Source organism: Streptomyces sp. CBMA29 (genome assembly GCF_014596445.1).
In the GTDB taxonomy this organism is placed as follows: domain Bacteria; phylum Actinomycetota; class Actinomycetes; order Streptomycetales; family Streptomycetaceae; genus Actinacidiphila.
The window spans coordinates 1-26,452 of the sequence record NZ_MECL01000018.1; the positions used below are offsets into that span (position 1 = coordinate 1).

A 26,452-nucleotide genomic window follows, 5' to 3' on the forward strand; every position below is an offset into this window, starting at 1 on the left:
ACGCGCCGCCGGGCCGGACGGGGCGGCGCGCCGCCATCGGCGGGCCGGGCGTACGGACCGGGAGGCGGGCCTACGACGCCCGGCTCGGGCGCCGGGCCCTTCGCGGCCGGGTGCTCGCGTTCCTCGTCCACTTCCTCGTGCACTTCCGCGTCCCCTTCCCGGTCCGCCGGGCGCTGGGGCGCGGCTCGGCTCCGTCAGGACGATCCTGCGCGTGATCCGGCCGCCCGCGGCTCCGGCGCGCCGAACGCGGCGGTCACCGGGCGGTGTTGGTCAACCCTGCTCACCCTCGCGCCAGCGGTTGGTGATCGGCAGCCGGCGGTCCTTGCCGAAGCCCTTCGCGGAGATCTTCGTGCCCGGCGGGTACTGCCGCCGCTTGTACTCGGCGGTGTCGGTCAGCTTGAGGATGCGCGTCACCAGCTCGGCGTCGAAGCCCGCCGCGATGATCGCCTCGCGGCCCTGGTCCCGGTCGACGTACATCTCCAGGACCCGGTCGAGGACGTCGTAGTCCGGCAGCGAGTCGGTGTCGACCTGGCCGGGGCGCAGTTCGGCGCTCGGCGGCTTCGCGATCGAGTTCTCCGGGATCGGCGGGGTCTCGCCGCGCGCCTCGGCGTCGGCGTTGCGCCAGCGCGCCAGCCGGAAGACGGTCGTCTTGTAGACGTCCTTGATCGGGCCGTACGCGCCGACCGAGTCGCCGTACAGCGTCGAGTAGCCCACCGCCAGCTCGCTCTTGTTGCCCGGCGCGAGCACGATCTGGCCCTCCTGGTTGGAGATCCCCATCAGTGTGACGCCGCGCAGCCGCGACTGGAGATTCTCCTCAGCGAGGCCGGTCAGCGACAGCGACGCCATGTAGGCGTCGAACATCGGGGCGATCGACACCGTACGGAGATTGAGGCCGGTCCTGCGGGCCAGCTCCGCCGCGTCGCCCTTGGAGTGGTCCGAGGAGTACGCCGACGGCATCGAGACGCCGTACACGTTCGCCGCGCCGATCGCGTCGACCGCGACGGCGGCCACCAGGGCCGAGTCGATGCCGCCGGACAGACCGATCAGCACCGAGCGGAAGCCGTTCTTCTCGACGTACGCGCGCAGGCCGGTGACCAGCGCGCCGTAGATCTCGGCGTCGTCGGTCAGCCGCTCGGCCTCGCCGCCGGTGAACTCCGCCGGATACGGCTCGACCGGCGTCTCGCAGAGCGTCACATGGCGGATCTCCAGGCCGTCGGCCACCCGCCCCGACGGCGCCCGCGCGGGCGCGGCGGGCAGGTCGAGGTCGAGCAGCACGCACTCCTCGGCGAACTGCGGGGCCCGCGCGATCACCTCGCCGTCCTCGCCTACCACGATGGTGTCACCGTCGAAGACCAGCTCGTCCTGGCCGCCGACCATCGCCAGATACGCCAGCGTGCAGCCCGCCTCCCGCGCGCGCCTGCGCACCAGGTCCAGGCGCGTGTCGTCCTTGTCCCGCTCGTACGGCGACGCGTTGACCGACAGCAGCAGACCGGCGCCGGCCGCGCGGGCCGCCGGGACCCGCCCGCCGTCCTGCCACAGGTCCTCGCAGATCGCCAGCGCCACGTCCACGCCGCGCACCCGGATCACCGGCATGGTGTCGCCCGGCACGAAGTACCGGAACTCGTCGAAGACCCCGTAGTTGGGCAGGTGGTGCTTGGCGAAGCGCAGCGCCACCTCGCCGCCGTACAGCACCGCCGCGCAGTTCTGCGGCGCCCCCGCGGGCTGCCCGAACCTCGGCCGCGCGCTCTCGCTGCGGCCCAGATACCCCACGACCACCGGCAGCTCGCCGAGCCCCTCGTCCGCCAGCCGCTTCGCCAGCGCCACCAGGGCCGCGCGGCTCGCGTCCACGAACGAGGCGCGCAGCGCCAGATCCTCCACCGGGTATCCGGTGAGCATCATCTCGGGAAACGCCGCCAAGTGCGCTCCGCGCGCGGACGCGTGGTGTGCCCAGCGCACGACGGTCTCGGTGTTCCCGGCGATGTCGCCGACGCGGGAGTCGATCTGATTCAGAGCGAGGCGTAGTTGAGGCATGGCCTCATCCTAATCGTCAATGCGACGAGATGTCGCCCGGGGCGCCCTTGCCCAGGGGGTCAGCCCCGAAGGGGCGCTGGGGGCGGAACTGCGCGCTCAGCCACCGTGCTCCCGCAGGTCACCACCGGCCCCGGCGGGGCAGATCGGTTGTCTCCGGGCCACCGGCCCGTTGGTGGCTGGTCGCGCAGTTCCTCCCCCAGCTACCGCTGGGAGGTGCCCCCAGCGCCCCTGAAAACAGGCCCTTCGCAAGCGCAGCGTCTAGCGGCGCAGCCAGACGGCGGTGTCGGCGGGGATGCGGCCGTCGAGGAGGGGCCCGCTGGTGAGCAGCAGCTCACTGTGCGCGGGCAGCTCCGCAGGAGCGCCGGCCAGGTTGACGACGCAGACGAACGCGTCGGTGCGGCTGAAGGCGAGGACGCCCGGGTCGGAGTCGAGCCAGTGCATGGGGCCGTCGCCCAGACCGGCCTCGGCGCTGCGTATCCGCAGCGCCGCCCGGTACAGCGAGAGCATCGACGCGGGGTCGGCGGACTGGATCTCGGCGGTGCGCCCGGCCCAGTCGGCCGGCTGCGGAAGCCACGGCTCGGCCGCGCCCTCGGGGCTGAAGCCGAACGGCGAGGAGTCGCCGGACCAGGGCAGCGGCACGCGGCAGCCGTCCCGGCCGGGGTCGGTGCCGCCGGACCGCAGGTACATCGGGTCCTGGAGCTTGGCCGCCGGAATGTCCTCGACCTCGGGCAGCCCCAGCTCCTCGCCCTGGTAGAGGTAGACGGATCCGGGCAGCGCCAGGGTCAGCAGCGCGGCGGCCCGCGCCCTGCGGGTGCCCAGCTCCAGGTCGGTGGCGATCCCGAACGCCTTGGTGGCGAAGTCGAAGCCGGTGTCGGCCCGCCCGTAGCGGGTGACCGTACGCGTCACGTCGTGGTTGCACAGCACCCACGTGGCGGGCGCGCCCACCGGCTCGTGCGCGGCCAGCGTCGTCTCGATGGACTTGCGGAGCTGCTCCGGCGCCCAGGGGCAGGCGAGGAAGTCGAAGTTGAACGCGGTGTGCATCTCGTCCGGCCGCAGGTAGTACGCGAAACGCACCGCGTCCGGCAGCCACACCTCGCCGACCAGGATCCGCGTGTCGGGGGCGCCTCCCGGCCGCAGGCTCGGGGAGTATCCGTCGGCGATCCGCCGCCAGCCGCGGTAGATCTCGTGCAGGTCGTCCCGGTCGATGTACGGGTGCGGGGCGGCCGGGTCGCTGCTCAGGTCGGGCAGCTCCGGGTCCTTGGCGACCATCGCGGCGGAGTCGATCCGTACGCCGCCCGCGCCGCGGTCGAACCAGAACCGCAGGATGTCCTCGTGCTCGGCCCGGACGTCCGGGTGGTTCCAGTTGAGGTCGGGCTGCTCGGAGTCGAAGAGGTTCAGGAACCAGTCGCCGGGCGTGCCGTCCGGGTCGGTCGTCCTCGTCCAGGCCGGGCCGCCGAACTGCGAAGGCCAGTTGTTGGGCGGCAGTTCGCCGTCGTCACCGCGGCCGGGGCGGAACCAGAAGCGGTCGCGCGCGGGCGATCCCGGACCGGCCGTCAGCGCCTCGCGGAACCACGGGTGGGCCGCCGATATGTGGTTCGGCACGATGTCGATGATCGTCCTGATGCCCAGCGCCAGGCCCTCGGAGATCAGCTTCTCGGCCTCGGCGAGCGTGCCGAAGACCGGGTCGATGTCCCGGTAGTCGGCCACGTCGTATCCGCCGTCGGCCATCGGCGACGGGTACCAGGGGTTGAACCAGAGGGCGTTGACGCCCAGCTCGGCCAGGTAGGGCAGCCGGGAACGCACCCCGGCGAGGTCTCCGGTGCCGTCGCCGTTGCTGTCGGCGAAGCTCCGCGGATAGACCTGGTAGATGACCGCGCCGCGCCACCAGTTCTCGTCGGCCTCGGGCTGAGGGGTGTCTGCCACGTCAACGTCCTTTCGGGCAGGTGGGACCCCGCCGCCGGCCCCGGAGGCGGGGATGTGGGCATAGAGGCCGGCGGCGGAGTGCTTGGGGGTGCGTTACGGAGGGCTTGCGGTCCGGGTGACCCGTCAGCCCTTGAGGCTGCCCGCGGTCAGGCCGGACATGATGTTGCGCTGGAAGAGCAGGAAGATCAGCAGGGTCGGCACCGCGGAGATGGCCAGCGCGGCGATCAGCACGTTCTGCGGTACGCCCTGCGAGAGCGAGTTGATGCCGATGTTGATCGGCTGGTTCTTCGGGTCGGGCTCCACCAGCATCGGCCAGAGGAAGTCCTTCCAGACGTTGACCACCGCGAAGATCGATACGACGCCGAGGATCGGACGCGACATCGGCAGCACGATCGACCACAGCGTGCGCAGCGGCCCGGCGCCGTCGATCTTCGCCGCGGACATCAGATCCTCGGGAATCGAGTCGAAGAACCGCTTCAGCAGGAAGATGTTGAAGCCGTTGGCCACCGTGGGCAGCCAGATCGCCCACGGGGTGCCGATCAGGTTCACGTGCAGCAGCGGCAGGTCGAGGACCGTCATGTACTGCGGCACGATCAGCACCGCCGCCGGGATCATCAGCGTGGCGAGCATCATGCCGAGGATCACATTGCCCAGCACCGGCCGGAGCTTGGAGATCGCGTACGCCGCCGCCACGTCGAAGACGAGTTGCAGCAGCAGCGCGCCGAACGCGTAATAGAAGGTGTTGAAGAGCAGCCGGGCGATCTTCAGCTCGCTCCACGCGTCCGAGTAGTTGCTCGCCCTCGGGTGTTTCGGGAAGAGCGTCGGCGGATTCGCCAGGACTTCCTGGGCCGACTTGAAACCGCCGGTCACCATCCAGTAGAGCGGGCCGAGGAACACCAGGGTGAAGACCAGGATGACCAGGCTCAGGACGGTCCAGTAGACGAATTTCGCCCGCGGCCGGCTCAAAGCCGCCGACGAGATCAGGGTCCGGTTTTGCTGGGTGAACGCTGCCATGTCCGTCTTCCGTCCTAGTCGCTGTTCCGGCTCAGCCGCGCGTACACACCGGAGAATCCGGCCAGCACCAGCAGCAGGAAAAGGCCCAGCGCCGCGGCGCTTCCGAAATTGTTGTAGCGGAACGCGTACTGGTAGACCATGTACACGACCGTCGTGGTGGAGTTCTCCGGGCCGTTGCCGCCGGTCAGCAGATAGACGTTGGTGAACTCCTGCATGGTCGCCACGATCTGGAGCAGCAGCATGAGCGAGAGCACCATGCGGGTCTGCGGGATCGTGACGTGCCAGATCTTGCTGAACAGCCCGGCTCCGTCCAGGTCGGCGGCCTCGTACAGCTCGCCGGGGATGTTCTGGAGCGCGGCCAGATAGATCAGCGTGGCGCTTCCCATGCTCATCCAGGTGGCCGCGATCACCACCGAGATCATCGCCGTGTGCGACGAGTCCAGCCATGCGGAGGTCGGCAGGTGCAGGGTCTTCAGAATGTGGTTGAAGAGCCCGTACTCCGGGTTGTAGAAGTACTTGAACAGCAGCACACCGGCGACCGGCGGAAGCATCACCGGCAGGTACACCAGAATGCGCAGGTACGCCTGTGCGTGCCGCAGCTCATTGAGCAGGATCGCCACGAAGAACGGCACGATGAAGCCGATCACCAGCGCGTACACCGTGAATTGCAGGGTGTTGCGCCAGGCGGTCCAGAAATACGGGTCGTGGTAGACCTGCTTGAGATTGTCGAAGCCCACCCAGGTGGTGACACCGCGTTTGGTCTTCTGGAAGCTCATGATGAACTCGCGGACCATCGGGTACCACGAGAAGAACCCGAAGCAGAGGACCGCGCCGATCAGGAAGCCGTACGCCTGGACATTGTGCCGGACTTTACGGCTCAGGCCGGAAGGGCGCTGCGTTCCCTCGGGCTGACCAACGGGGCGCCCGGCGTGGCGCCTACTCGATTTCTCGGGGACGGTTGTCGCCGCCATGGGTGCTCCTCGACTGAAGTGATGCGTCGGGCCGGTACCGCTGAGCGGGGGCCGGTCGCCGGACCGGCCCCCGCGGGCTGTCGTTACTGAGAGGCGGCCAGGAGGCTGTTGACCTGGGACTCGGCAGTGGAGAGCAGCTTGGCGATGTCAGCGTTCTTGTTGGTCAGAACACCGGACATCACGGTGTCGAGCACGGTGTAGATCTTCTGGGCGTTCGGCGGCTCGGGCTTCACGGGCACCTGGGCGTCGACGTACGTCTTGAAGTTCTCGACCGGGACGGTCGCGTTCGCGGCCTTGGTGGAGTTGTCCTTGTCCTTCGACGCGCCGGTGAAGAAGAAGGGCTGCGGGAGACCGACGGGCAGGCCGTCCGTCTTGTTCCGCGGGTAGTTGAACTGGCCCTTCTCCAGGGTCAGGTACTTGAAGTTGATCCAGGCGATGCCGGCCTTGATCTGGTCCGGGGAGGACGACTTCTTGAACATGTAGTCGGCGCCGCCGAACAGCGAGGTCTTGCCGCCGGGGATCGGGGCCATGCCGAGGTCCTCGAACTTGGCCTTGTACTGCTGGACGACCAGCGGGATGTCGTCGGGAGCGCCGACATACATGCCGACGACGCTGGTACCCATCGCCTTCTGGACGTCGCCCCACTCCTTGCCCGGGGTGGCGGGCATGCTGTTGTCCGTCCAGCGCATGTCGTGCAGCGTGGTCAGCAGGGTCTTGGCGCTGTCGTCGTTGAACGTCGCCTTCTTGCCGTCCTCGGACACCATGGTGCCGCCGAGGCCGTACAGCTCGGACGTGAAGTGCCAGCCGCCCTGGTTGCCGCCGGCGTTCTCGATGAAGCCGTGGACGCCCTTGCTGCCGAGCTTGTCCTCGATCTGCTTGGCGGCGGCGCGGACGCCTTCCCACGTGGTGGGCGGGTTGTTCGGGTCCAGACCGGCGTCCTTGAAGATCTTCCGGTTGTAGATCAGGCCCATCTGGTAGTTCGAGGTGGGCAGACCGTACAGCTTGCCGCCGTCCTTGAGGACGTCGAGGACACCGGGGTCGATGTCCTTGAGGTTCGGGACCGTCTTGTCGTTGACGTATTCCGTGATGTCGGCCGCCTGGCCGGCGTCCAGCACCTGCTGGAGGTCGGTCATGTACGTGTAGAACGTGTCGGTCTGGCTACCGCCCTGGAGCTGGGCGGTGAACTTGGCCGGGTCCTCGCAGGGGAACGCGTCCTTGCTGTTGACCGTGACGTTCGGGTACGTCTTGTTGAACTCGGCGACGTCGTCGATCCACTGCTGGCGCTCGGCCTTCTTCGTGGTCGGCGGCTCACAGTCGACCGTGATCGACACCTTGGTCTTTGGGTCCAAGGGGGTGCCTGCGCTGCTGGAGCTGCTGCTGGCCTTCGTTCCCGGGTCGTCCTTCTTGTCGTCGCTGCTGGAACACGCGGCAGCGGACAATCCGATGCCCGCGACCAGCGCGACCGCCACCAGTCTGCGGTAGCCGATTCTGCTCATGATCAAAACCCTTTCCCCTGAACCACTGCGCGTCGTTGGACTGCGATCTGGGACCCCCGCGGCACATGGTGCACGTGATGCTCGGCGCAGTTGCACGCCGCCGTTTCGGGTTGGCTCAACGTACTTAACCCGATAGATGTCCGCAAGATGTCGCGCGAATTTCGCAAAGACACGACTTGGTTACGACGTCGGACGGCCCACAAGTGGAAGCGGGGTCACCTGCCGTGGGCTTGCGGACGGCCCGTGACGGCCCCTGCGCGGGGCCGTCACGGGCCGGGCCGAGGGGGTCGCCCGCGGACCCGAGGGAGTCGCCCGGTGGGCCCCAGGGGGCCGCGGGCCGCGAGCGGCGGGCCGCGGCTGGCCGGGGGCCGGGGGAGCGGATGGCGGGGCCGGGGCGGGAGCGCGGCTCTCCGCCTCCGGCGCCGCGGTGGCATGGCTGATCTCGGGCTGAGCTCGGGGGTGGGCTCAGCCGGGTCCGGCCCGAGACGGGCTCAGGCCAGGCCCTGGCTCGGGTCCGGGCTAGAGCCCTGGCCTTGGCCGGTCCGGACTCGGGCTCGGCTCTGGCTCCGGCCTGGGTCCCGGCTCCGGCCCCGCGCGGGTCCGGGCCGAGACGGGCTCAGGCCAGGCCCTGGGTCGGGCCGGGTGGCTTGGGGGGCGGGGTCAGACGTTGGCGCGAGCCTCCGGGTGGGGGAGGCGGGAGGGGTGCGGGGCGGGACCGGTGGAACCGCGTACTACCAGTTCCGGTTCGAAGAACAGCTCGTCGTGGTCGACCGACGCTCCGCTGATCTCTCCGGCCAGCAGGTCCACGGCCGCCCGGCCCATCGCCTCGATCGGCTGCCGGACGGTGGTCAGCGGCGGCTCGGTGCAGTTCATCAGCGACGAGTCGTCGTAACCGATTACCGAAACATCCTCCGGCACCGAGAGCCGCCGCCTGCGGGCCGCCCTTATGGTGCCGAGCGCCAGCAGGTCGCTCGCGCAGATGAAGGCCGTGATGCCGCGCGCGAGCAGCCGGCTGGCCGCCGCCTGGCCGCCCTCCAGCGTGAACAGGGCGTGCTCGACGGTCACCGACGGGTCGACCCGGCGGGCGGCGGCGAGCTTGCGGCGCGACGGTACGTGGTCGGGCGGACCGAGCACGAGCGCGATCCGCTGATGGCCGAGCGAGATGAGGTGGTTCATCGCCTGCTCGACCGCCACCGCGTCGTCACAACTGACGCGCGGGAAGTCGAGATGGTCGATGGCCGCGTTCATCAGCACGGTGGGCAGATTGCGCTCGGCCAGCCGCGCGTAGTGGTCGTGCGGTGACTCGGCCTGGGCGTAGAGCCCGCCGAAGAAGACCACGCCGGAGACATGCTGCTGGAGCAGCAGTTCCACGTAGTCGGCCTCGGAGACGCCGCCCGCGGTCTGGGTGCACAGCACCGGGGTGAAGCCCTGCTGCGCCAGCGCGCCCCCGACCACCTCGGCGAAAGCCGGGAAGATCGGATTTTGCAGCTCGGGCATGACCATGCCGACCAGCCGGGCGCGTTCGCCGCGGAGCTGGGTGGGCCGTTCGTAACCGAGCACGTCAAGAGCGGTGAGGACCGCTGCCCGGGTTCCGTCGGAGACGCCAGGCTTCCCGTTCAGCACGCGGCTGACGGTGGCCTCACTCACCCCGACCTTCTTTGCCACCTCGGCAAGTCGTCGTGTCATGGCGTCGATTCTAGTACAGGTGGCGCAAGTTTCTTGCGGTGAATTTGCGAGATCTCTGCAAGTCATCCAAATTTTGCGAAATCCAATCGACATCTTGCTGTCTCATGCATGACATCTCTAGGGTGTGCGTCACCTCTGTGACTCCAGTCAGAAGGGACACCCCCCACCCCATGGACAACAGACGTCGTTCCACGGCCTGGTTGGCTTCCGCCACCGCGGCGGCGGTCGTCGCGGGCGGGCTCGCGCTCGCCGTGACGGCCCAGTCGGCCAGCGCCGCCCCCTCCGTATCGACCGTCTCGCCCTTCGCCGTGAGCGGAGGCGCGAGCGTCCCGTTCACCGAGTACGAGGCCGAGGCCGCCGCCACCAACGGCTCGGCGGTCGGCCCCGACTACACCCAGTCCACCGTCGCCTCCGAGGCGTCGGGCCGCCGCGCGGTCAGCCTGGGCGGCCAGGGCAAGTACGTCGAGTTCACCCTGACCGCCCCGGCCAACGCGGTGGATGTCGCCTACAACCTGCCGCGCGGCGCCTCAGGCACCGTCTCGGTCTACGTCAACGGCACCAAGATCAGCCAGAAGCTGGCGGTCACCGCGCAGTACAGCTACGTCGACACGTCGTGGATCGCCGGCTCCAAGACCCACCACTTCTTCGACGACTCGCGGATCAAACTGGGCCAGAACCTGGCCGCGGGCGCCAAGGTCAAGCTCCAGCTCGACGCGGGCGACACCGGCCAGGCCACCATCGACGTCGCCGACTTCGAGCAGGTGGCGGCAGCCGCGAGCGCGCCCGCGAACTCCATATCCGTCGTCGGCAACGGCGCCGACGCCACCGGCGGCGCCGACTCCACCAGCGCCTTCAACACGACCATCGCCCAGGCGAAGTCGCAGGGCAAGGAGGTCTGGATCCCGTCCGGCGACTTCAAGCTGGGCTCCACCATCCAGGCCGACGGCGTCACCATCCGCGGCGCGGGCAACTGGTACTCCGTCCTGCACAGCTCGCACCTGATCGACCAGACCAGCGCGAGCGGCAACACCAAGCTGTACGACTTCGCCGTCTTCGGCGAGGTCAGCGTCCGCAACGACGGCTCGCCCGACAGCTTCGTGACCGGCAGCCTCGGCCCGAACTCGGTGGTCTCCGGGATCTGGGTGCAGCGCGAGAAGTGCGGTCTGTGGCTGACCGGCAACAACAACAACCTCGTGGTGCAGAACAACCGCATCCTCGGCACCACCGCCGACGGCCTCAACCTCGACGGCAGCGCCAACGGCGTCCAGGTGAAGAACAACTTCCTGCGCAACCAGGGCGACGACAGTCTCGCCATGTGGTCGCTCGGCGCGCCCGACACGGGCAACACCTTCAGCAACAACACCATCGTGCAGCCCAACCTGGCCAACGGGATCGCGATCTACGGCGGCAGCGACAACACCGTCTCCAACAACGTGATCGCCGACACCAACGCGCTCGGCGGCGGCATCGCCATCTCCAACCAGGCGTTCCTCCAGCCCTTCAACCCGCTGTCCGGCACCGTCACGGTCTCCGGCAACACCCTGATCCGTACCGGCGCGCTGAACCCCAACTGGGGCCACCCGATGGGTGCGTTGCGCGTTGACAGCTATGACTACGCGATCAACAACGACATCCGGATCAGCAACACGACCTTCGTCGGCAGCCCGTACAGCGACTTCGAGTTCGTCTCCGGCGGCGGTCACGGCTACACGATCAACGGCGTCACCGTCAGCGGCGCGACGGCCGGCAACACCGGCACCGTCGTGGTCCAGGCCGAGACGCCCGGCTCCGCGACCTTCACCAATGTGACGGCCACCGGCACCGGCGCGACGGGTACGTACAACTGCTCCTACCCGGCGAACCTGCCCGCCTTCACCATCAACCGCGGTGCGGGCAACAGCGGTTGGGACAGCAACTGGAACGACTGCTCCACCTGGCCGCAGCCGGGCTCGGGCAACCCGACCACCCCGCCCACCACTGCGCCGACCACGCCCCCCACCACTCCGGCCTCCGGCAACCTGGCCCAGGGGCACCCGGCCTCCGACACCGGTCACTCCGATGTCTACGTCGCGGGCAACGCGGTGGACGGCAACGCCAACAGCTACTGGGAGAGCACCAACAACGCCTTCCCGCAGTCGCTGACCGTCGACCTCGGCGCGGCCAGGACCGTCGGCCGGGTCGTCCTCAAACTCCCGCCCGCCACCGCGTGGGCCACCCGTACCGAGACGCTGAGCGTCCTCGGTTCCACCGACAACAACACCTACAGCACGCTGAAGTCGTCCGCGGGCTACACCTTCAACCCCGCGAGCGGGAACACCGTCACCATCCCGGTGACTCCCGCGAGCGCCCGCTACGTACGGCTGACCGTCACCGGCAACACCGGCTGGCCCGCGGGCCAGATCTCCGAGTTCGAGGTCTACGCCTCGTAACGTGAGGGGTCGCGCGCCGGGCGGCGGTCCTCCGACAGGAGGCCGCCGTCCGTCGTTTCGCCGTTCTCCTGGAGGTGCAGCGCGCGCAGCGCGATCTCGGTGGCGAACCGGTCGTCGGGGCGGGCCAGTTGGTCGCCGAAGGCGCGGTCGAGGATACGGATCCGGTAGCGCACGGTCTGCGGGTGCACGCCGAGCTGGTCGGCGATCTGCGCCGCGGTGCCACGGGTGGTCAGCCAGATCCGCAGGGTGTCGATCAGCCGGGCGCGCTGGGTCGCGGTCAGCCCGACCAGCGGCCCCAGATAGCGCTTGGCGATCTGCGCGACCAGCGCGGGATCGCCCAGTAACCACAGCGGCAGCAGATGGTCCTCGCTCATCGCCACCGAGTCGTCGTCGATGATCCCGGCGTCGGCCAGCGTCAGCGTGTGCCGGGCCCAGCGCAGCGAGTCCGCGGCCTCGCTCAGCGAGGTGGTCAGCCCGATCGCGGCCCGGCAGCCGCTCAGCGCCGCGTGCAGCCGCTCCCGCCGCTCGTCGGTGAACGGTCCCGGCACCAGCAGATGCGGCTCCGGGTCCGCGAAGTCCATCAGGATGTCCTTGTCGAGCGCCGCCCCGGCCGGACGCGTGTCGGGGGCGACCGCGATCAGGGTCACCTCCTCGGGCAGCGGCCACGCCGAGTGCTCGGCCAGTTCCGCCAGCGCGCTGCGGGCCACGGAGGCGCCGTTGAGAATCCGCCGCAGCAGCCGGCGGCGGCGGTTGTCGGGCTCCTCGCCCAGTTCCGCCATCGCCTGCACATAGCCCTCGCGGGAGAGTTCGGCGAGATCGCCCATGTACGCGAAGAGCGCGTCGGCGAAGTTCAGCATGAAGGACGCCGACAGGTTGTAGCGGCGGCCCACGCTGCGCACCCGGCGCAGCGCCACCTGGCAGCCGATGCGGTACGCGGCCTGGAGGTTGTCCAGGCTGCGGCCCTCGTACGCCTCGAAGCGGCCGAACTGGCGGCACAGGTCGTCGCGGAGCGCGGTGGTCGCGGTCGGCGCGGCCACCCGGTCGACGAAAGTGGCGATGCTCTGCTCGATACCGATCCTGATCACCCGGGCGTTCGGGCCCTCCAGCAAGTGGCCGTATTCGGGGATCGTGGTGACGATTTCCGTGGCCATCTCTTTTAAAAGGCTGGGGAGTTCCGGCCGCATGATGGCGGCGAACTCCCGTGGAATCGGACCGGTTGATTCCGCCTGCTCCGGCGTCTGCCGCGTTACGGTCATGTCCGTACCCCCCTCCCGCGACGGCCCTGCTGGCCGGTGAACCGGTGAAGTGGTGTGCCACGCATGGTAGCCGCGGGCAACCTCGCTGCAACATAGACCAATCGCGTACGGAACGCAGCACCTTGCACACGGAAACGTGTCGGGCCCGCGACGGTGGGCGACGGCGACCGATGGCCATAGCCGCACTCCCGGTGATCGCCCGCCAGGTCGGCCGAGGTGCGCACCGTACGGCCGACTTGCTCACTTGCTTATAAAAAATCCCGGCGCACTGTTGCTTCCGTGACAGAAAAATACCCGAGAGTAGGGTCCGCCCGAGAATCTTGGCCGGGATTATTGCGCCTCCGGGTTACCCGTGCGTAACGTCCTGCACCGCAAGGGCAACCGAGCGGAATCGGTGCCACGTTCCAGGTAGTGAGTCGTAACCGAATTCCCCTTCCCGCCACACACGGAAGACGCGGAAGCCGGTTTATCAGGTACGTCATCTCCCAGGAAGGATCAGCCCGTGCACAAGCTCTCCAGGACCGCCAAGGGAACCATGGTCACCGGTGCCGCGATGGCGGCGGCGCTCGGCCTCGCGGTCAGCCCGGCCTCGGCCGTCACGTACACCGTCTCGGGCAGCTCGTCGACCGGTGCGATCACCGCGACGGCCACCACGCCCACGCTGACCGACACCACCACGGGCACCAAGCTCACCTGCACCTCGTCGGCGGCCACCGCCACCGTGACCAACGGTTCGCACGGCGGAACCCTCGGCACCATCAACACCGTCTCGTGGAACACCTGCAAGGTCGGCGGCATCACCTTCTCCGTCGCCGCCCAGGGCACCCCGTGGACGCTGACCGGCACCGCCGCCACCACGTCCGCGGGCGTCACCGCCGGCACGCTGACCGGTGTCAAGGCCACCCTGTCCGGCCTGTGCAACGCGACCTTCGCCGACCCCAGCGGCGTGGGCAACGGCGCCACCCTCAACGTCACGTACACCAACTCCACCCACACGCTGGCCATCACCGGCGGCACCCTCAAGGCGTACAACGTCTCCGGCCTGTGCCTCGGCCTGATCAACAACAACGACCTGGCCACCTACTCGGCCGGCTACGTCGTGACCCCCACGACGCTGAACGTCGTCTCTCCCTGAGCCCCGCCCCTCGCGTAACACCGGCCGCCGCGACCGCTGAAGCCGCGCCGGCCGAACCGGGACCCCGGACCGCCGCAGTGGCGGCCGGGGTCCCGAACACGCACTGGAGGACAAAACTCCGCTTGTGTTTTGTCATTCGGTGACAGGAAATCCGCCCCGGTCCGCGCCGTCGAATATTCGTCCGGTCGATCACTTGTGGGGCCTTATTACTCGACCGTAATGTCCTGCGTCGCCGACGCCTTCCTGAGGAGTTCCGTAATGAGGGGTGCCGTGAAGCCGCGCCGTGCGGTGCGGTTCGCCGCTGTCGCCGCGGCGGCGCTCCTGGCCGGACTGCTGCCAGGACCCGACTCCGCGGCCAGCGGCCCGGACGGCAAGGTGACCCTCGGATACACGTGCGGCTTCCCCGCCGGTACGGGCGCGGACGGCTCCGGCGGCACCGACAAGCCCGTCGTCCAGGACGTCACCGTCGCGCTGGTGCAGAACTACCCGGACACCGCCGTGGTCGCAAAGCCCATCCAGCCCGGCGACCTGACGGCGACGGTCACCATGCCGCGGGCCGGCGCCGAGGCGCTGCTGCCCGCCGGCGCCACCGCGCTGACCGGCGCCGCGAGCCTCACCGCCCATGTCGCGCAGGGCACTTCGCGAGCGGACGCCGTATGGCCGGGGCTGACCGCCCCCTCGACACCGCTCAAGGGCGACGGGGACCTGGTGCTCACCTTCGGCGGCGCGGTGCCGCCGCTGACGGTCACCGCGTCCGGCGAAGTGCGCTTCACCGCAGGGGAGTTGGACCTCAAGCTCAGCCCCGTGACCGCCCCTGCGTCCGCACCGCCCGACTCCCCGAGCGCGGGGACCGACAGTGCGACCGGCAGCGGCACCGACAGCGCGACCGGCACCGGCAGTGCGACCGGCACGGCCGCGGACTCCGCCGGTACGGGACCGGCCGCCGAGGACGCCGCCGACATCATCGGCACCTGCGCCCCCAAGCCCGGCCAGGCCGACCTCCTCGGCGCCGTCTCCGTCCCCGGCGCCCCCGGCGGCTCCTCGGGACCCGGCCACGCCACCGCGCCCGGCGGCTCCTCGGCCGCCGCCCCCACCGCAGGCACCGGCTCCCACGCGGGCGTCGGCGCGACCGGCAAGGGCGCGGGCGACGGCGCCCCCGACACCGCCCGGTCCGGCGACCGCAACACCATCACGCTGGCCTCGCCCCCGCACTCCGGCGTGCACGACTGCGAGGACCCGCCCGAGGGCGACACGGACCCCGCGGTCATGGCCTCGATACCCCGGCCGTCCAACGCCACCCGCACCCCGGGCCCCGGCGACCCGCCGTTCCCCCCGTACTCCCAGTGCGGTTACGTCACCGGCTACTCCAACGTCTTCAAGCTCAAGGGCGCCGCGGTCATCAACGACCTGACCAAGAAGCCGACCCGCGTCACGGTCGTGCAGAAAAGCCTGTGGACGGAGTTCACCGACCCCGACCCGCTCAAGCAGTACTTCGAGATCGACTCGATCGCGAAACTGGCCCTGCCGCCGTCCGACACCACCTTCCTGACCTTCGGGTTCGTGCCGGTCACCGCCCGGATGGAACTGCTCCCCAAGGGCCTGATGACCGTCGTCACGGTCGGCACCAGCAACCTCGGCACGATCACCACCAGCACCATCTACGGCAAACAGGAACTGCGGCTGTCCGACGTCAAGGTCAACGGCGTACCGCTGGACGTCGGCGCAGGCTGCCGCGCCTCCGCGCCGCTGGACATCAAACTCGTCGGCTACGACCGCAGTTCACTGACCGGCCGCCCTACCGGACCCACGGACTACGGAGTGCAGGACGGCGGGCCGCTGGCCCAGGACGACCTCTACATTCCGCCGTTCACCGGCTGCGGCAGCCACGGAGAGAACCTGAATTCCCTCTTCACCTCGGCGATATCGGGGCACGGCAATTCACTGAATCTCATCCAGGGACCGCTGTGCGTGCCCATCGCGGCCTCGGGATGCGATCCGGAGATCGCCTTTCCCGAACCGCCCCACCACTGATCAGCTCCGGGAGGTGCAATGGGAATCGAAGTGATCGTCGAAGGACTCACCAAGTCCTTTGGTACGCAGAACGTCTGGCAGGACGTCACGCTCACACTGCCGCCCGGTGAAGTCAGCGTGATGCTCGGCCCTTCCGGAACCGGCAAGACGGTATTCCTGAAATCGCTCATCGGCCTGCTCAAGCCGGAACGCGGCCGGGTGCTCGTCGGCGGCGTCGACATGGTGAACAGCCCGGAGCGCGACATCTACGAGGCGCGCAAGATGTTCGGCCTGATGTTCCAGGACGGCGCGCTCTTCGGGTCGATGAACCTCTTCGACAACATCGCCTTCCCGCTGCGCGAGCACACCAGGAAAAAAGAGGCCGAGATCCGCCGCATCGTCATGGAGCGGGTCGACATGGTCGGCCTCCTCGGCGCCGAGGGCAAACTCCCGGGCGAGATATCCGGCGGCATGCGCAAACGCGCGGGACTCGCCCGCGCCCTGGTGCTCGACCCGCAGATCATCCTGTGCGACGAACCCGACTCCGGCCTCGACCCGGTCCGCACCTCGTTCATCTCGCAGCTCCTCATCGACCTCAACGCGCAGATCGACGCGACGATGCTGATCGTCACCCACAACCTCGACATCGCCTCGACCGTGCCCGACAACATGGGCATGCTCTTCCGCCGCGAACTGGTCGCCTTCGGCCCCCGCGAGCTGCTGCTCACCAGCGACGAGCCGGTCGTACGGCAGTTCCTCAGCGGGCGCCGCGACGGACCGATCGGGATGTCGGAGGAGAAGGACGAAGCGGCCCTGGCCCGCGAGCAGTTGAACGGCCGCGAGCTGCCGGCGGCCCCGCGCCGCGTCGCGCCGCAGCTCGAACCGTCACCAGGACTGCCGCCCCGGCAGGCGGTCCAGCGCCGCAGGGCCCGCGTCCTGGCCATGTGGGACCAGCTCCCGGCCGCGACCCGCGAAGCCGTACAGGCCGGACTCGTCCCCGCCCAGGGGGAGTCCGCGTGACCGCGCCCGTACGGGTCCCCGGACCGGGACCCGAGCCGACCCCGCCGCGCCCCGAACGCGTCACCGTGCCGCGCCGCCCGATCCCCGGCACCGGCGCGCTGCGCGAGACCGGGCAGCTCATGACGCTCGCCGCCACCACCGTGCGCGACACCTTCCGCAGGCCGTTCCAGATGCGCGAACTCATCGAGCAGTTCTGGTTCGTGGCCAGCGTGACGATCCTGCCCGCCGCCCTGGTCTCGATCCCCTTCGGCGCCGTCATCGCCCTGCAAGTCGGCTCACTCGCACAGCAGTTGGGCGCCCAGTCCTTCACCGGCGGCGCCAGCGTGCTGGCCGTCATCCAGCAGGCGAGCCCGCTGATCGTCGCGCTGCTCATCGCGGGCGCGGGCGGCAGCGCCATCTGCGCCGACCTCGGCTCGCGCAAGATCCGCGAGGAACTGGACGCGATGGAGGTGATGGGCGTCTCCCCGGTGCAGCGGCTGATCGTGCCGCGCGTCCTGGCGACGATGCTCGTCGCCGTCTTCCTCAACGGCCTGGTCTCGGTCGTCGGCACCGCGGGCGGCTACTTCTTCAACGTCATCGTCCAGCACGGCACCCCCGGCGCGTACCTGTCCAGCTTCTCCGCGCTCGCCCAGCTCCCCGACCTGTACATCAGCGAGATCAAGGCCGTGATCTTCGGCTTCATCGCGGGCATCGTCGCCGCCTACCGCGGCCTGCACCCCAAAGGCGGCCCCAAGGGCGTCGGCGACGCGGTCAACCAGTCCGTCGTCATCACCTTCCTGCTGCTGTTCCTGGTGAACGTCGTCCTGACCGCGATCTACCTCCAGCTCGTCCCGCAGAAGGGAGCCTGAGCGATGGCGCTCCTGGACAAGGACACCCCGCAGGCCGAGCCGCCGCCCGAAGGGCCACGGCCGCGCCGGCGCCCGAACACCGGCCGCTGGCTGCACTGGCTGGACGAGACCGGCGACCACTTCGTCTTCCACATCACCGCCGTGCTGTGGATCCCGCGCACCCTGCGCCGCTACCTCAAAGAGGTCCAACGCCTGCTCGCCGAGGTCGTGTTCGGCAGCGGCGGCCTCGGCGTCATCGGCGGCACCGTCGGCGTGATGATCGGCATGACGCTGGCCACCGGCACCGTCGTCGGCCTCCAGGGCTACGCGGCGATGAACCAGCTCGGCACCGCCGCGTTCACCGGCTTCATCTCCGCCTACTTCAACACCCGCGAGATCGCCCCGCTCGTCGCGGGCCTGGCCCTGTCGGCCACCGTCGGCGCCGGATTCACCGCCCAGCTCGGCGCGATGCGGATCAACGAGGAGATCGACGCGCTGGAGGGCATGGGCCTGCGCAGCGTGCCGTACCTGGTCACCACCCGGATCATCGCCGGGGTCGTCGCCATCGTCCCGCTCTACGGCATCGGCCTGCTCAGCAGCTACGTCGCCTCCCGGATGGTCACCGTCATGTTCAACGGCCAGTCCGCGGGCACCTACGACCACTACTTCAACCTCTTCCTGTCCCCGCAGGACGTCCTGCTCTCCGGACTGAAAGTGCTGATCTTCAGCGTCATCGTGATCCTCGCCCACTGCTACTACGGGTTCACCGCCAAGGGCGGCCCCGCGGGCGTCGGCATCGCCGTCGGCCGCTCGGTGCGCAACGCCATCGTGATCATCTCGATCACCGACTTCTTCCTCAGCCTGGCGATCTGGGGCGCCACCACGACGGTGCGGGTGGCGGGATGACCACCACCGACACCCGTCCCGCCGGAGCGCCCCCCGCCCCGCGCCGCCGCCCGACCGGCGCCGCCACCGCCCGCCGCAGGACCGCGGGCATCGTCTTCCTGCTGGTCCCCGCGCTGCTGGCCTGGCTCGCGGTCGCCGTCTACGACAAGACGTTCAGCGACACCGCGACCGTCCACCTGGAGACCGGCACCGTCGGCAACGAGATGCACCAGGGCGCCGACGTGAAACTGCGCGGAGTCGTCGTCGGCCGGGTCGCCTCGATCAGCGCCGACGGCGACGGCGCCCGGCTCAACCTCGCCATCGACCCCGGCCAGCTGGGGCGCATCCCCGCGGACGTCACCGCGCAGATGCTGCCCACCACGCTGTTCGGCGAACGCTTCGTGGCCCTCGTGCCCCCCGCGGGCACCGACACCGCCGGCGGCGGCCCCACCCTCGCCGCCGACAGCACCATCGCCCAGGACCGCTCCAGCGACGCCATCGAGCTCCAGCAGGTACTCGACAACGTGCTGCCGCTGCTCACCGCCGTCCAGCCGCAGAAGCTCGCCGCGACCCTCAACGCCGTCGCGACCGCGCTCGACGGCCGCGGCACCCAGCTCGGCACCACCCTCGTCCAGCTCGACCGCTACCTGACCAAGCTCAACCCCGAACTGCCCGTGCTGAACGACGACATCAAGCAGCTCGTCACCGTCAGCCACGTCTACAACGCCGCCGCGCCCGACATCGTGCAGGCCCTCACCGACTTCACCAGGACCAGCGGCACCATCGCCGAGGAACAGGCCAACCTCAACAGCGTGTACGGCAGCGCCACCACCACCGCGCAGGACCTGACGACGTATCTGCGGCAGAACAAGGACACCATCATCCGGCTGTCCGCCGACAGCCGCGGCACCCTCGGGCTGCTCGCGAAGTACTCCCCGTCCTTCCCCTGCACGCTGCGCACCCTGGCCGCCTTCGTCCCCGTCATGGACAAGGCCCTCGGCAAGGGCACCCACGAGCCGGGCCTGCACGTCGATCTCACCAGCGTGCCGTCGCGCGGCAAGTACGTACCGGGCAAGGACACCCCGGTGTACGACGCGAGCGGCGGCCCGCAGTGCTACCCGGTCCCGTACACCGGCAGCGGCGGCGCACCGGCCGCGACGCACTCCACGAAGTCCGCGACCTCACCGGCCTCGCCGACCTCCGCGGCCCCCACGTCCACCGTCACCACCACCGACTCCCCGGCCAACTCCCCGCAGGAGAACGAGCTGATCAACGAACTCCTCGCGCCGGGCATCGGCACCGACCCCGGCTCGCTCCCCGACTGGAGCAGCCTGCTGACCGGTCCCGTCTACCGAGGGGCGGAGGTGACCGTGCAGTGAAGCGCCGCAGCCTCGTCGGACCGATCGTCAAGTCGCTGATCTTCATCCTGGTCACCGCGCTGGCCACCACCGTGCTCGCGGTGAGCATCGCGGGCGGCTCCGACGTCGGCGACACCTCCGGGTACAACGCCCGGTTCACCGACACCACCGGCCTCACCTCGGGCGACAGCGTCCGAATCGCCGGGGTGAAGGTCGGCCAGGTCGACTCGATCAAGGTCGTCGACCACCGCGTCGCGCAGGTGCACTTCTCCGTGCAGCGCGCCCGGCGACTGCCCGGCTCGGCGACCGCCACCATCAAGTACCTCAACATGGTCGGCCAGCGGTACATCGACCTCCAGCAGGGCACGGGACCGGTCGGCCAGGTGCTCGCCCCCGGCGACACCATCCCGCTCCAGCGCACCACCCCGGCCCTCGACCTCACCCAGCTCTTCAACGGCTTCCAGCCGCTGTTCCAGGGCCTGTCGCCCAAGGACGTCAACCAGCTCGCGGGCGAGATCGTCCAGGTGCTCCAGGGCGAGGGCGGCACCGTCGACAGCCTGATCAGCAACGTCGGTTCGCTGACCACGACGCTCGCCGCCAAGGACAAGGTGATCGGCCAGGTCGTCGACAACCTCAACTCGGTGCTCACCACGGTGAACACCCGCGAGGCCGGGTTCAACGACCTGGTGACCTCGCTCCAGCAGCTCGTCAGCGGCTTCGCCTCCGACCGCGAACCGATCGGCCAGTCGATCACCGCGATCTCCCAACTCACCACCAGCACCGCAGGGTTGCTCACCGACGGCCGCCAGCCGCTGAAGGACTCCATCGCCCAGCTCGGCCGGCTGTCCACCAACCTCGCCGACAACACACCGCAGTTGGAGAACTTCCTCACCAAGACCCCGAGCAAGCTCCAGACCATCGGCCGGCTCGCCTCCTACGGCTCCTGGCTCAACCTCTACCTCTGCCAGGCCACCGTCGCCGGGGTCACCACCTCCGACGGCAGCAAGCCGCCCACCGGCATAGCGATCACCGAATCGAGGTGCCGGTCATGAACCGCCCCCGCATACCGACACCGCGCCTCCCCTTCCGCCTCCCCTTCCGCTTCCGCGACCCCGCGCGCCGGGGCCGCCCCCTCTTCCGGCCGCTGCGCGAACGCAACCCCGTCATCGTCGGCACCGTCGGCCTGCTCGTGCTCGCCCTGGCCGGCCTGGTCGCGTACAACGCGGACGCGCTGCCGCTGATCGGCGGCGGCACCACGTACAGCGCGAGCTTCACCGAGGCCGCCGGGCTCAAGTCCGGCAACGAGGTGCGGGTCGCGGGCGTCAAGGTCGGCAAGGTCACCGGGGTATCGCTGGACGGCGCCCAGGTCAAGGTCACCTTCCGCGTCAAGGACACCTGGATCGGCGACGCCAGCACCGCCGCCATCGGCATCAAGACGCTGCTCGGCGAGAAGTACCTGGCCGTCGACCCGCTCGGCAGCCGCGCGCAGAACCCCGGCCAGCGCATCCCCAGGACCCGCACCACCTCGCCGTACGACGTCACGCAGGCGCTCGACGGCCTCGGCAACACCCTCGGTTCGATCGACACCACGCAGCTCGCCGCCAGCTTCCAGACCATCTCCGACACCTTCAAGGACACCCCGGCCTCCGTACGCAGCGCCGCCACCGGCTTGTCGTCGCTGTCGCGGACCATCTCCAGCCGGGACGCCCAGCTCGCCGACCTGCTCGCGGGCAGCAAGCAGCTCACCAAGACCCTCTCCGACCAGAACAGCCGCTTCCAGACGCTGATCTCGGACGGCAACCTGCTGCTCGGCGAGGTACAGAAGCGCCGCGACGCCATCCACGCGCTGCTCACCGGCACCCAGGACCTCGGCACCCAGCTCAACGGCCTGGTCGCCGACAACAACCGGCAGCTCGGCCCGACCCTGAACGCCCTCGACCGGGTCACCGGCGTACTGCTCGCCAACCAGTCCAGCCTCGACAAGGCGCTCGCCCTGGCCGGGCCCTACTACCGGCTGGTCGGCAACACCCTCGGCAACGGCCGCTGGTTCGACAGCTATCTGTGCGGCCTGGTCCCCAAGGATTACCTGCCGGCGGGCACTGAGCCAAAGGACGGGTGCATGCCGCCCAAGGCGACCGGAGGCACGTCATGAGGACCTTTCGACGGCCGTCGAGCGACGCCGACCGCGCGGGTCCGCACGGCGTGCGACTCCTGCGGCGCACGCGCCAGGACCGGGCCGCCCGGCCGGACCGGTCCGGCGCAGCCGCCCGGACCGGTCAGCGATGGCGGCCGACCAGGCGCGGCACCGCGATCGGCACCGTGCTGGTGCTTCTCGCGGGTGCGGTGACCGCGGCCGGATTCGCCGCGTTCGGCGGCCCCGACGGCACCCGGATCACCGCCTACTTCGACCACGCCGTGGGCGTCTACGCCGGATCGGACCTGCGCGTGCTCGGCGTCAAGGTCGGCACCGTCGACTCGGTGAAGCCGCAGGGCAAACAGGTCAGGGTCGTGCTGGTCCTCGACCACGGGGTGAAGGTCCCGGCGGGCGCGAGCGCCGTCGTCGTCGCGCCCAGCGTCGTCGCCGACCGCTACATCCAGCTCACCCCGGCCTACACCGGCGGCCCCCGGATCACCGCGGGCGCCGTCATCCCGGCCACCCGCACCGCGACCCCCGTCGAGGTCGACCAGCTCTACGAGAGCATCACCCAGCTCAGCGACGCCCTCGGCCCGAACGGCGCCAACGCCACCGGCGCCCTGTCGAACCTCCTCGACACCGGCGCGAAGAACCTCGACGGCAACGGCAAGGCCATCGGCGACAGCATCGACCAGCTCGGCCAGGCCACCAAGACCCTCAACGGCCACAGCGACGACCTCTTCGCGACCCTGTCCTACCTCCAGTCCTTCACCACCATGCTGAAGAACAACGACGGCAAGGTACGGGCCGCCACCGACCAACTCTCCACCGTCAGCGGCTTCCTGGCCGAGGACAAGGAGAACCTGGGCGGCGCGCTGCACCAACTGTCCACCGCGCTCGGCCAGGTGAAGACCTTCATCCAGGACAACCGGGCCCGGCTGAAGACCAGCATCGGCAAACTCGCCCCGATCACCCAGACGTTGGTCGACCAGCGCGCCTCACTCGCCGAACTCCTCGACACCGCGCCGCTGGCCGCCGACAACCTCCTCAACGCCTACGACCCGCAAGCCGGCACCATCGACGGGCGCGCCAACATCAACGAACTGAGCATGGGCGGCGACATCTCGCCCGCCGCCGCCAAGGACGCCGCCAAGGACGCCGCAAAGGACACGGCCAGGACCGGCGCCGGCTCCGGCTTCACGCCCGCGGCCAAGGACGCCAAGACCCTGCCGCTGCCCCTGCCGGCGGTCGGCACCGTCTACACCAAAGGGGCGGCCCGATGAAGCGTCCGCACACCCGCGGGAGCGCCGCCACCGTCGGCGGGACCGCGCTGCTCGCGCTCGCCCTCGCCGGCTGCTCGCTGAACGTCCAGAACGTGCCGCTGCCCGGCGGCGCCGACCTCGGCGGCCACCCCTACACGGTGAAGGCCGACTTCGCCGACGTCCTCGACCTCGTCCCGCAGGCGTCGGTACGCGTCAACGACGTCGCCGTCGGCCGCGTCACCAAGATCGGCCTCGGCGCGGACGGCTGGTCCGCGACCGTCACCATGAAGGTCAACGGCAAGGTGCGACTGCCCGCCAACGCGTACGCGCACCTGGAACAGTCCAGCCTGCTCGGCGAGAAGTACATCCAGCTCTCCGCGCCGCCCGGCACCCGGGCCGCCGGCGGCGCCCTGCGCGACGGCGCCGTCATCCCCGCCTCGCGCACCAACCGCAACCCCGAGGTCGAAGAGGTCTTCGGCGCGCTGTCCATGCTGCTCAACGGCGGCGGCGTCGCCCAGCTCAAGACCATCTCGGTGGAGCTGAACAAGGCGCTGACCGGCAACGAACCGCAGATCCGCTCGATGCTCCACCAGGTCGACACGCTCGTCAGCGACCTCGACGCGCACAAGCAGGACATCACCGACGCGCTCGACGGCGTCAACGAACTGTCCGCCACCCTCGCCGCCCGCGACCAGAAGATCGGCACCGTACTGACCGGCCTCAGCCCCGGACTGAAGGTGCTGGAACAGCAGCGCGGCTCGCTGGTCACCATGCTGCGCTCGCTGGACACGCTCTCCGGCGTCGCGGTGGACACCGTCAACCGCAGCAAGGACGACATGGTCGCCGACCTCAAGGCCCTCGCGCCCACCCTGCAACGGCTCGCCGACGCGGGCGACGCGCTGCCCGACTCGCTCCAGGTGCTGGTCACCTACCCGTTCACCGACGAGGTCCTCAACGGCGTCAAGGGCGACTACCTCAACGTCTACCTCGACCTGACCGCCGTACCCGGCACGCGGCTCATCCCCGAGATGCCCGCGTCTGGGAACGTCTACCCGCCCGACCCCGAGAACCCGATGTCCGCGCACACCAAGGCCGACCGGACGACGACGGTCGACAAGAAGCTGCGGGAGGCGGGCATCCCGCTGCCGCTGCCGTCGGTCACCGGCTCGACCAGGACCGGGGGCCGCTGATGCTGACCCGCGTCACCATCGCCAAGAACATCGCCTTCCTGCTGATCGCCGTGCTCGTGCTCGGCTTCATCGGCGTCCGCTACGCCGACCTCGGCCGGTACGTGGGCCTGCGCGGCTACTACACCGTCAAGGTCGAACTCCCCGAGGCGGGCGGCCTGTTCGAGCACGCCAACGTCACCTACCGCGGCGTCTCGGTCGGCCGGGTCGGCCCGGTCAGACTCACCGACGACGGCGTCGAGGCCGAACTTCGGATCAACGACTCCGCGCCGCACATCCCCTCCCGCCTCAAGGCCGTGGTCGCCAGCCTGTCGGCCGTCGGCGAGCAGTACATCGACCTGCGGCCGACCACCGACCAGGGGCCGTATCTCGCCGACGGCTCCCGCGTCGAACGCGCCGACACCACCATCCCCGCGCCCGTCACCAACCTGCTGACCAGCGTCAACAGCCTGGCCGGTTCGGTGCCGCTGAAGTCCTTGCAGACGGTCGTCGACGAATTCGGCAAGGCGTTCGCGGGACAGGGCGACAACCTCCAGTCGCTGCTCGACACCAGCGGCGAGTTCATCTCCGCCGCCGACATGAACCTGCCCGGCAACATCACGCTGATGGCCGACGGGCGGACGGTGCTGCGCACGCAGGCCGACGAGGGCGACGCCATCAAGTCCTTCGCCACCAGCGCCAGTCAGCTTGCCAAGCAGCTCAACGACTCCGACACCGACCTGCGCCGGCTCATCGCCGCGGCGCCCGACGCGGCGGGACAGGTCAGCGCGCTGCTGCGGGACGTCGGACCCCAACTCAGCGTCGTGCTGGCCAACTTGCTGACCACCTCGGACGTGGCCGTCACCCGGCAGCACGGCATCGAGGAGTTCCTGGTGAAGGTGCCCGCGGTGGCCGCCGCCGGATCGACGGCGGTGGACGGCAAGGGCCTGCACTTCGGCATGGCCGTCACCTTCTTCTCCCCGCTGCCCTGCACCTCCGGATACGGCGGCACCACGTACCGCAACGGCCTCGACACCAAGGCGCCGGCCACCGCGCTCAACACCGCGGCCCGCTGCACCGCCCCCGCCTCCTCCGGCACCGATGTCCGCGGCTCGGCCAACGCCCCGAACGGCGGCGGCGTCCCGAGCCCCGTGCAGCCCGGGTCGGTGCTCCCGACCGGCACCGGTACCCCGTCCGCCGCGGGCCCGTCCACCGGGACGACGACGTACGGTACGAGCGTGCTGCCGGGAGCGCTGGGTCTGCCCTCGCTGCCGGCCGGGCCCACCGGCACGATGGCGGACCTGCTCGGCCTCGGTGACACGCGCCTCGGGGACACGCGATGAGCGCCCGCAGGTCCACCCTGGTCTGGGTCACCGCGTGGGCGGTCGCCGCCGTGGTGTGCGCGCTCGGCGCCTGGTCGTACGCGGACACGCGCGGCGACGGCACGCTCGACTACGCCAAGGCCCGCGACGCCGTACTGGCCGACGGACAGCGGGACATCACCCGGCTGAACACGGTGGACGCCGCGCACCTGGACCGCGACCTCGCGACCTGGCTGGACACGACGACCGGGCCGCTGCACGACCGCATGAGCCGTACGCACACCGCGGACGCCGCCGCGCTCAAGCAGTCCGGCACCTCCACCCGGGGCACGGTCACCGACGCGGCGGTCACCGAACTCGACACCAGGGCCGGTACGGCGAAGCTCATCGCGACCGTGCAGGTCCGGGTCATGCCGCGCGGCGGCGCGGCCACCACCGACCGCAAGCGGTTCGAGGCGGGCCTGTCCCGTACCTCGGACGGCTGGAAACTCACGGCGCTCACCGCGGTGCCCGTCGGCGCGAGCTAG

21 protein-coding genes are annotated in these 26,452 nt (G+C 70.0%); 14 read left to right on the top strand and 7 right to left on the bottom strand.

The genetic code is table 11. The features are described 5' to 3' along the window. The coding region (locus BGM09_RS37380) for a hypothetical protein (RefSeq protein WP_223186211.1) at nucleotides 1-215 on the top strand (215 nt) is incomplete at its 5' end. A 55-nt stretch (nucleotides 216-270) separates the two neighbouring features. On the opposite strand, the gene BGM09_RS02820 is transcribed toward BGM09_RS37380, so the two are convergent. From BGM09_RS02820 to BGM09_RS02845, 6 genes are all read right to left on the bottom strand, one after another. Continuing rightward, nucleotides 271-2,031 (bottom strand): NAD+ synthase, encoded by a 1,761-nt coding sequence (locus tag BGM09_RS02820; RefSeq protein WP_188279759.1) that lies wholly within the window; start codon nucleotides 2,029-2,031, stop codon nucleotides 271-273. A 258-nt stretch (nucleotides 2,032-2,289) separates the two neighbouring features. Continuing rightward, nucleotides 2,290-3,954 (bottom strand): glycoside hydrolase family 13 protein, encoded by a 1,665-nt coding sequence (locus BGM09_RS02825; RefSeq protein ID WP_188279760.1) that lies wholly within the window; start codon nucleotides 3,952-3,954, stop codon nucleotides 2,290-2,292. Between the two features lie 123 nt (nucleotides 3,955-4,077). After that, nucleotides 4,078-4,968, bottom strand: coding sequence for a carbohydrate ABC transporter permease (locus BGM09_RS02830; protein ID WP_188279761.1), 891 nt, complete (start codon nucleotides 4,966-4,968; stop codon nucleotides 4,078-4,080). 14 nt (nucleotides 4,969-4,982) lie between these two features. Further along, nucleotides 4,983-5,939 (bottom strand): carbohydrate ABC transporter permease, encoded by a 957-nt coding sequence (locus tag BGM09_RS02835; protein ID WP_188279762.1) that lies wholly within the window; start codon nucleotides 5,937-5,939, stop codon nucleotides 4,983-4,985. A gap of 83 nt (nucleotides 5,940-6,022) precedes the next feature. Next, nucleotides 6,023-7,435: an ABC transporter substrate-binding protein gene (locus BGM09_RS02840; protein ID WP_188279763.1), complete on the bottom strand. Its 1,413-nt coding sequence runs from the start codon at nucleotides 7,433-7,435 to the stop codon at nucleotides 6,023-6,025. Between the two features lie 660 nt (nucleotides 7,436-8,095). After that, complete coding sequence (locus tag BGM09_RS02845; RefSeq protein WP_188279764.1) at nucleotides 8,096-9,121, bottom strand: LacI family DNA-binding transcriptional regulator; 1,026 nt, start codon at nucleotides 9,119-9,121, stop codon at nucleotides 8,096-8,098. A 170-nt stretch (nucleotides 9,122-9,291) separates the two neighbouring features. Between BGM09_RS02845 and BGM09_RS02850 the strand changes: the two genes are divergently transcribed. Beyond that, complete coding sequence (locus tag BGM09_RS02850; protein ID WP_188279765.1) at nucleotides 9,292-11,550, top strand: discoidin domain-containing protein; 2,259 nt, start codon at nucleotides 9,292-9,294, stop codon at nucleotides 11,548-11,550. Here the strand turns inward: BGM09_RS02850 and BGM09_RS02855 are convergent. Continuing rightward, on the bottom strand, nucleotides 11,538-12,806 hold the full coding sequence (locus BGM09_RS02855) for a helix-turn-helix domain-containing protein (protein ID WP_188279766.1): 1,269 nt from the start codon (nucleotides 12,804-12,806) through the stop codon (nucleotides 11,538-11,540). The genes BGM09_RS02850 and BGM09_RS02855 overlap by 13 nt on opposite strands. A gap of 502 nt (nucleotides 12,807-13,308) precedes the next feature. On the opposite strand from BGM09_RS02855, the gene BGM09_RS02860 reads away from it, so the two are divergent. The 12 genes from BGM09_RS02860 (at nucleotide 13,309) to BGM09_RS02915 (ending at nucleotide 26,452) form a co-directional block, all read left to right on the top strand. Continuing rightward, the gene (locus BGM09_RS02860) at nucleotides 13,309-13,941 is read left to right on the top strand and encodes a hypothetical protein (protein ID WP_188279767.1); all 633 of its coding nucleotides are present in this window, start codon (nucleotides 13,309-13,311) and stop codon (nucleotides 13,939-13,941) included. 258 nt (nucleotides 13,942-14,199) lie between these two features. Beyond that, nucleotides 14,200-15,972 (top strand): DUF6801 domain-containing protein, encoded by a 1,773-nt coding sequence (locus BGM09_RS02865; protein WP_188279768.1) that lies wholly within the window; start codon nucleotides 14,200-14,202, stop codon nucleotides 15,970-15,972. A gap of 18 nt (nucleotides 15,973-15,990) precedes the next feature. After that, nucleotides 15,991-16,971, top strand: coding sequence for an ABC transporter ATP-binding protein (locus tag BGM09_RS02870; protein ID WP_188279769.1), 981 nt, complete (start codon nucleotides 15,991-15,993; stop codon nucleotides 16,969-16,971). Continuing rightward, nucleotides 16,968-17,819: an MlaE family ABC transporter permease gene (locus BGM09_RS02875; RefSeq protein WP_188279770.1), complete on the top strand. Its 852-nt coding sequence runs from the start codon at nucleotides 16,968-16,970 to the stop codon at nucleotides 17,817-17,819. Before BGM09_RS02870 ends, BGM09_RS02875 begins: the two co-directional genes overlap by 4 nt. A gap of 3 nt (nucleotides 17,820-17,822) precedes the next feature. After that, nucleotides 17,823-18,704 carry an MlaE family ABC transporter permease gene (locus BGM09_RS02880; protein ID WP_223186212.1) on the top strand — a complete coding sequence of 294 codons (882 nt, stop codon included), beginning with the start codon at nucleotides 17,823-17,825 and terminating at the stop codon, nucleotides 18,702-18,704. Further along, nucleotides 18,701-20,062 carry an MCE family protein gene (locus BGM09_RS02885; RefSeq protein ID WP_188279771.1) on the top strand — a complete coding sequence of 454 codons (1,362 nt, stop codon included), beginning with the start codon at nucleotides 18,701-18,703 and terminating at the stop codon, nucleotides 20,060-20,062. Before BGM09_RS02880 ends, BGM09_RS02885 begins: the two co-directional genes overlap by 4 nt. Further along, a complete protein-coding gene (locus BGM09_RS02890; RefSeq protein ID WP_188279772.1) occupies nucleotides 20,059-21,093 on the top strand; it encodes an MCE family protein in 1,035 nt (344 codons plus the stop codon). Before BGM09_RS02885 ends, BGM09_RS02890 begins: the two co-directional genes overlap by 4 nt. Then, complete coding sequence (locus tag BGM09_RS02895; protein WP_188279773.1) at nucleotides 21,090-22,193, top strand: MCE family protein; 1,104 nt, start codon at nucleotides 21,090-21,092, stop codon at nucleotides 22,191-22,193. The genes BGM09_RS02890 and BGM09_RS02895 overlap by 4 nt, the downstream gene beginning before the upstream one ends. Then, the gene (locus BGM09_RS02900; protein ID WP_188279774.1) at nucleotides 22,190-23,458 is read left to right on the top strand and encodes an MCE family protein; all 1,269 of its coding nucleotides are present in this window, start codon (nucleotides 22,190-22,192) and stop codon (nucleotides 23,456-23,458) included. The genes BGM09_RS02895 and BGM09_RS02900 overlap by 4 nt, the downstream gene beginning before the upstream one ends. Further along, nucleotides 23,455-24,627 (top strand): MCE family protein, encoded by a 1,173-nt coding sequence (locus BGM09_RS02905; protein ID WP_188279775.1) that lies wholly within the window; start codon nucleotides 23,455-23,457, stop codon nucleotides 24,625-24,627. The genes BGM09_RS02900 and BGM09_RS02905 overlap by 4 nt, the downstream gene beginning before the upstream one ends. After that, nucleotides 24,627-25,946 carry an MCE family protein gene (locus BGM09_RS02910; protein WP_188279776.1) on the top strand — a complete coding sequence of 440 codons (1,320 nt, stop codon included), beginning with the start codon at nucleotides 24,627-24,629 and terminating at the stop codon, nucleotides 25,944-25,946. The genes BGM09_RS02905 and BGM09_RS02910 overlap by 1 nt, the downstream gene beginning before the upstream one ends. Further along, nucleotides 25,943-26,452: a hypothetical protein gene (locus BGM09_RS02915; protein ID WP_188279777.1), complete on the top strand. Its 510-nt coding sequence runs from the start codon at nucleotides 25,943-25,945 to the stop codon at nucleotides 26,450-26,452. Before BGM09_RS02910 ends, BGM09_RS02915 begins: the two co-directional genes overlap by 4 nt.

Bases quoted from the DNA above. Each gene is read 5' to 3' on its own strand.
- BGM09_RS02865 (WP_188279768.1), top strand. From the start codon at position 14,200: ATGAGGGGTGCCGTGAAGCCGCGCCGTGCGGTGCGGTTCGCCGCTGTC.
- BGM09_RS02910 (WP_188279776.1), top strand. From the start codon at position 24,627: ATGCTGACCCGCGTCACCATCGCCAAGAACATCGCCTTCCTGCTGATC.
- BGM09_RS02915 (WP_188279777.1), top strand. From the start codon at position 25,943: ATGAGCGCCCGCAGGTCCACCCTGGTCTGGGTCACCGCGTGGGCGGTC.
- BGM09_RS02905 (WP_188279775.1), top strand. From the start codon at position 23,455: ATGAAGCGTCCGCACACCCGCGGGAGCGCCGCCACCGTCGGCGGGACC.
- BGM09_RS02820 (WP_188279759.1), bottom strand. From the start codon at position 2,031: ATGCCTCAACTACGCCTCGCTCTGAATCAGATCGACTCCCGCGTCGGC.
- BGM09_RS02840 (WP_188279763.1), bottom strand. From the start codon at position 7,435: ATGAGCAGAATCGGCTACCGCAGACTGGTGGCGGTCGCGCTGGTCGCG.
- BGM09_RS02850 (WP_188279765.1), top strand. From the start codon at position 9,292: ATGGACAACAGACGTCGTTCCACGGCCTGGTTGGCTTCCGCCACCGCG.
- BGM09_RS02895 (WP_188279773.1), top strand. From the start codon at position 21,090: ATGAACCGCCCCCGCATACCGACACCGCGCCTCCCCTTCCGCCTCCCC.
- BGM09_RS02900 (WP_188279774.1), top strand. From the start codon at position 22,190: ATGAGGACCTTTCGACGGCCGTCGAGCGACGCCGACCGCGCGGGTCCG.
- BGM09_RS02870 (WP_188279769.1), top strand. From the start codon at position 15,991: ATGGGAATCGAAGTGATCGTCGAAGGACTCACCAAGTCCTTTGGTACG.
- BGM09_RS02880 (WP_223186212.1), top strand. From the start codon at position 17,823: ATGGCGCTCCTGGACAAGGACACCCCGCAGGCCGAGCCGCCGCCCGAA.
- BGM09_RS02835 (WP_188279762.1), bottom strand. From the start codon at position 5,939: ATGGCGGCGACAACCGTCCCCGAGAAATCGAGTAGGCGCCACGCCGGG.
- BGM09_RS02855 (WP_188279766.1), bottom strand. From the start codon at position 12,806: ATGACCGTAACGCGGCAGACGCCGGAGCAGGCGGAATCAACCGGTCCG.
- BGM09_RS02830 (WP_188279761.1), bottom strand. From the start codon at position 4,968: ATGGCAGCGTTCACCCAGCAAAACCGGACCCTGATCTCGTCGGCGGCT.
- BGM09_RS02845 (WP_188279764.1), bottom strand. From the start codon at position 9,121: ATGACACGACGACTTGCCGAGGTGGCAAAGAAGGTCGGGGTGAGTGAG.
- BGM09_RS02885 (WP_188279771.1), top strand. From the start codon at position 18,701: ATGACCACCACCGACACCCGTCCCGCCGGAGCGCCCCCCGCCCCGCGC.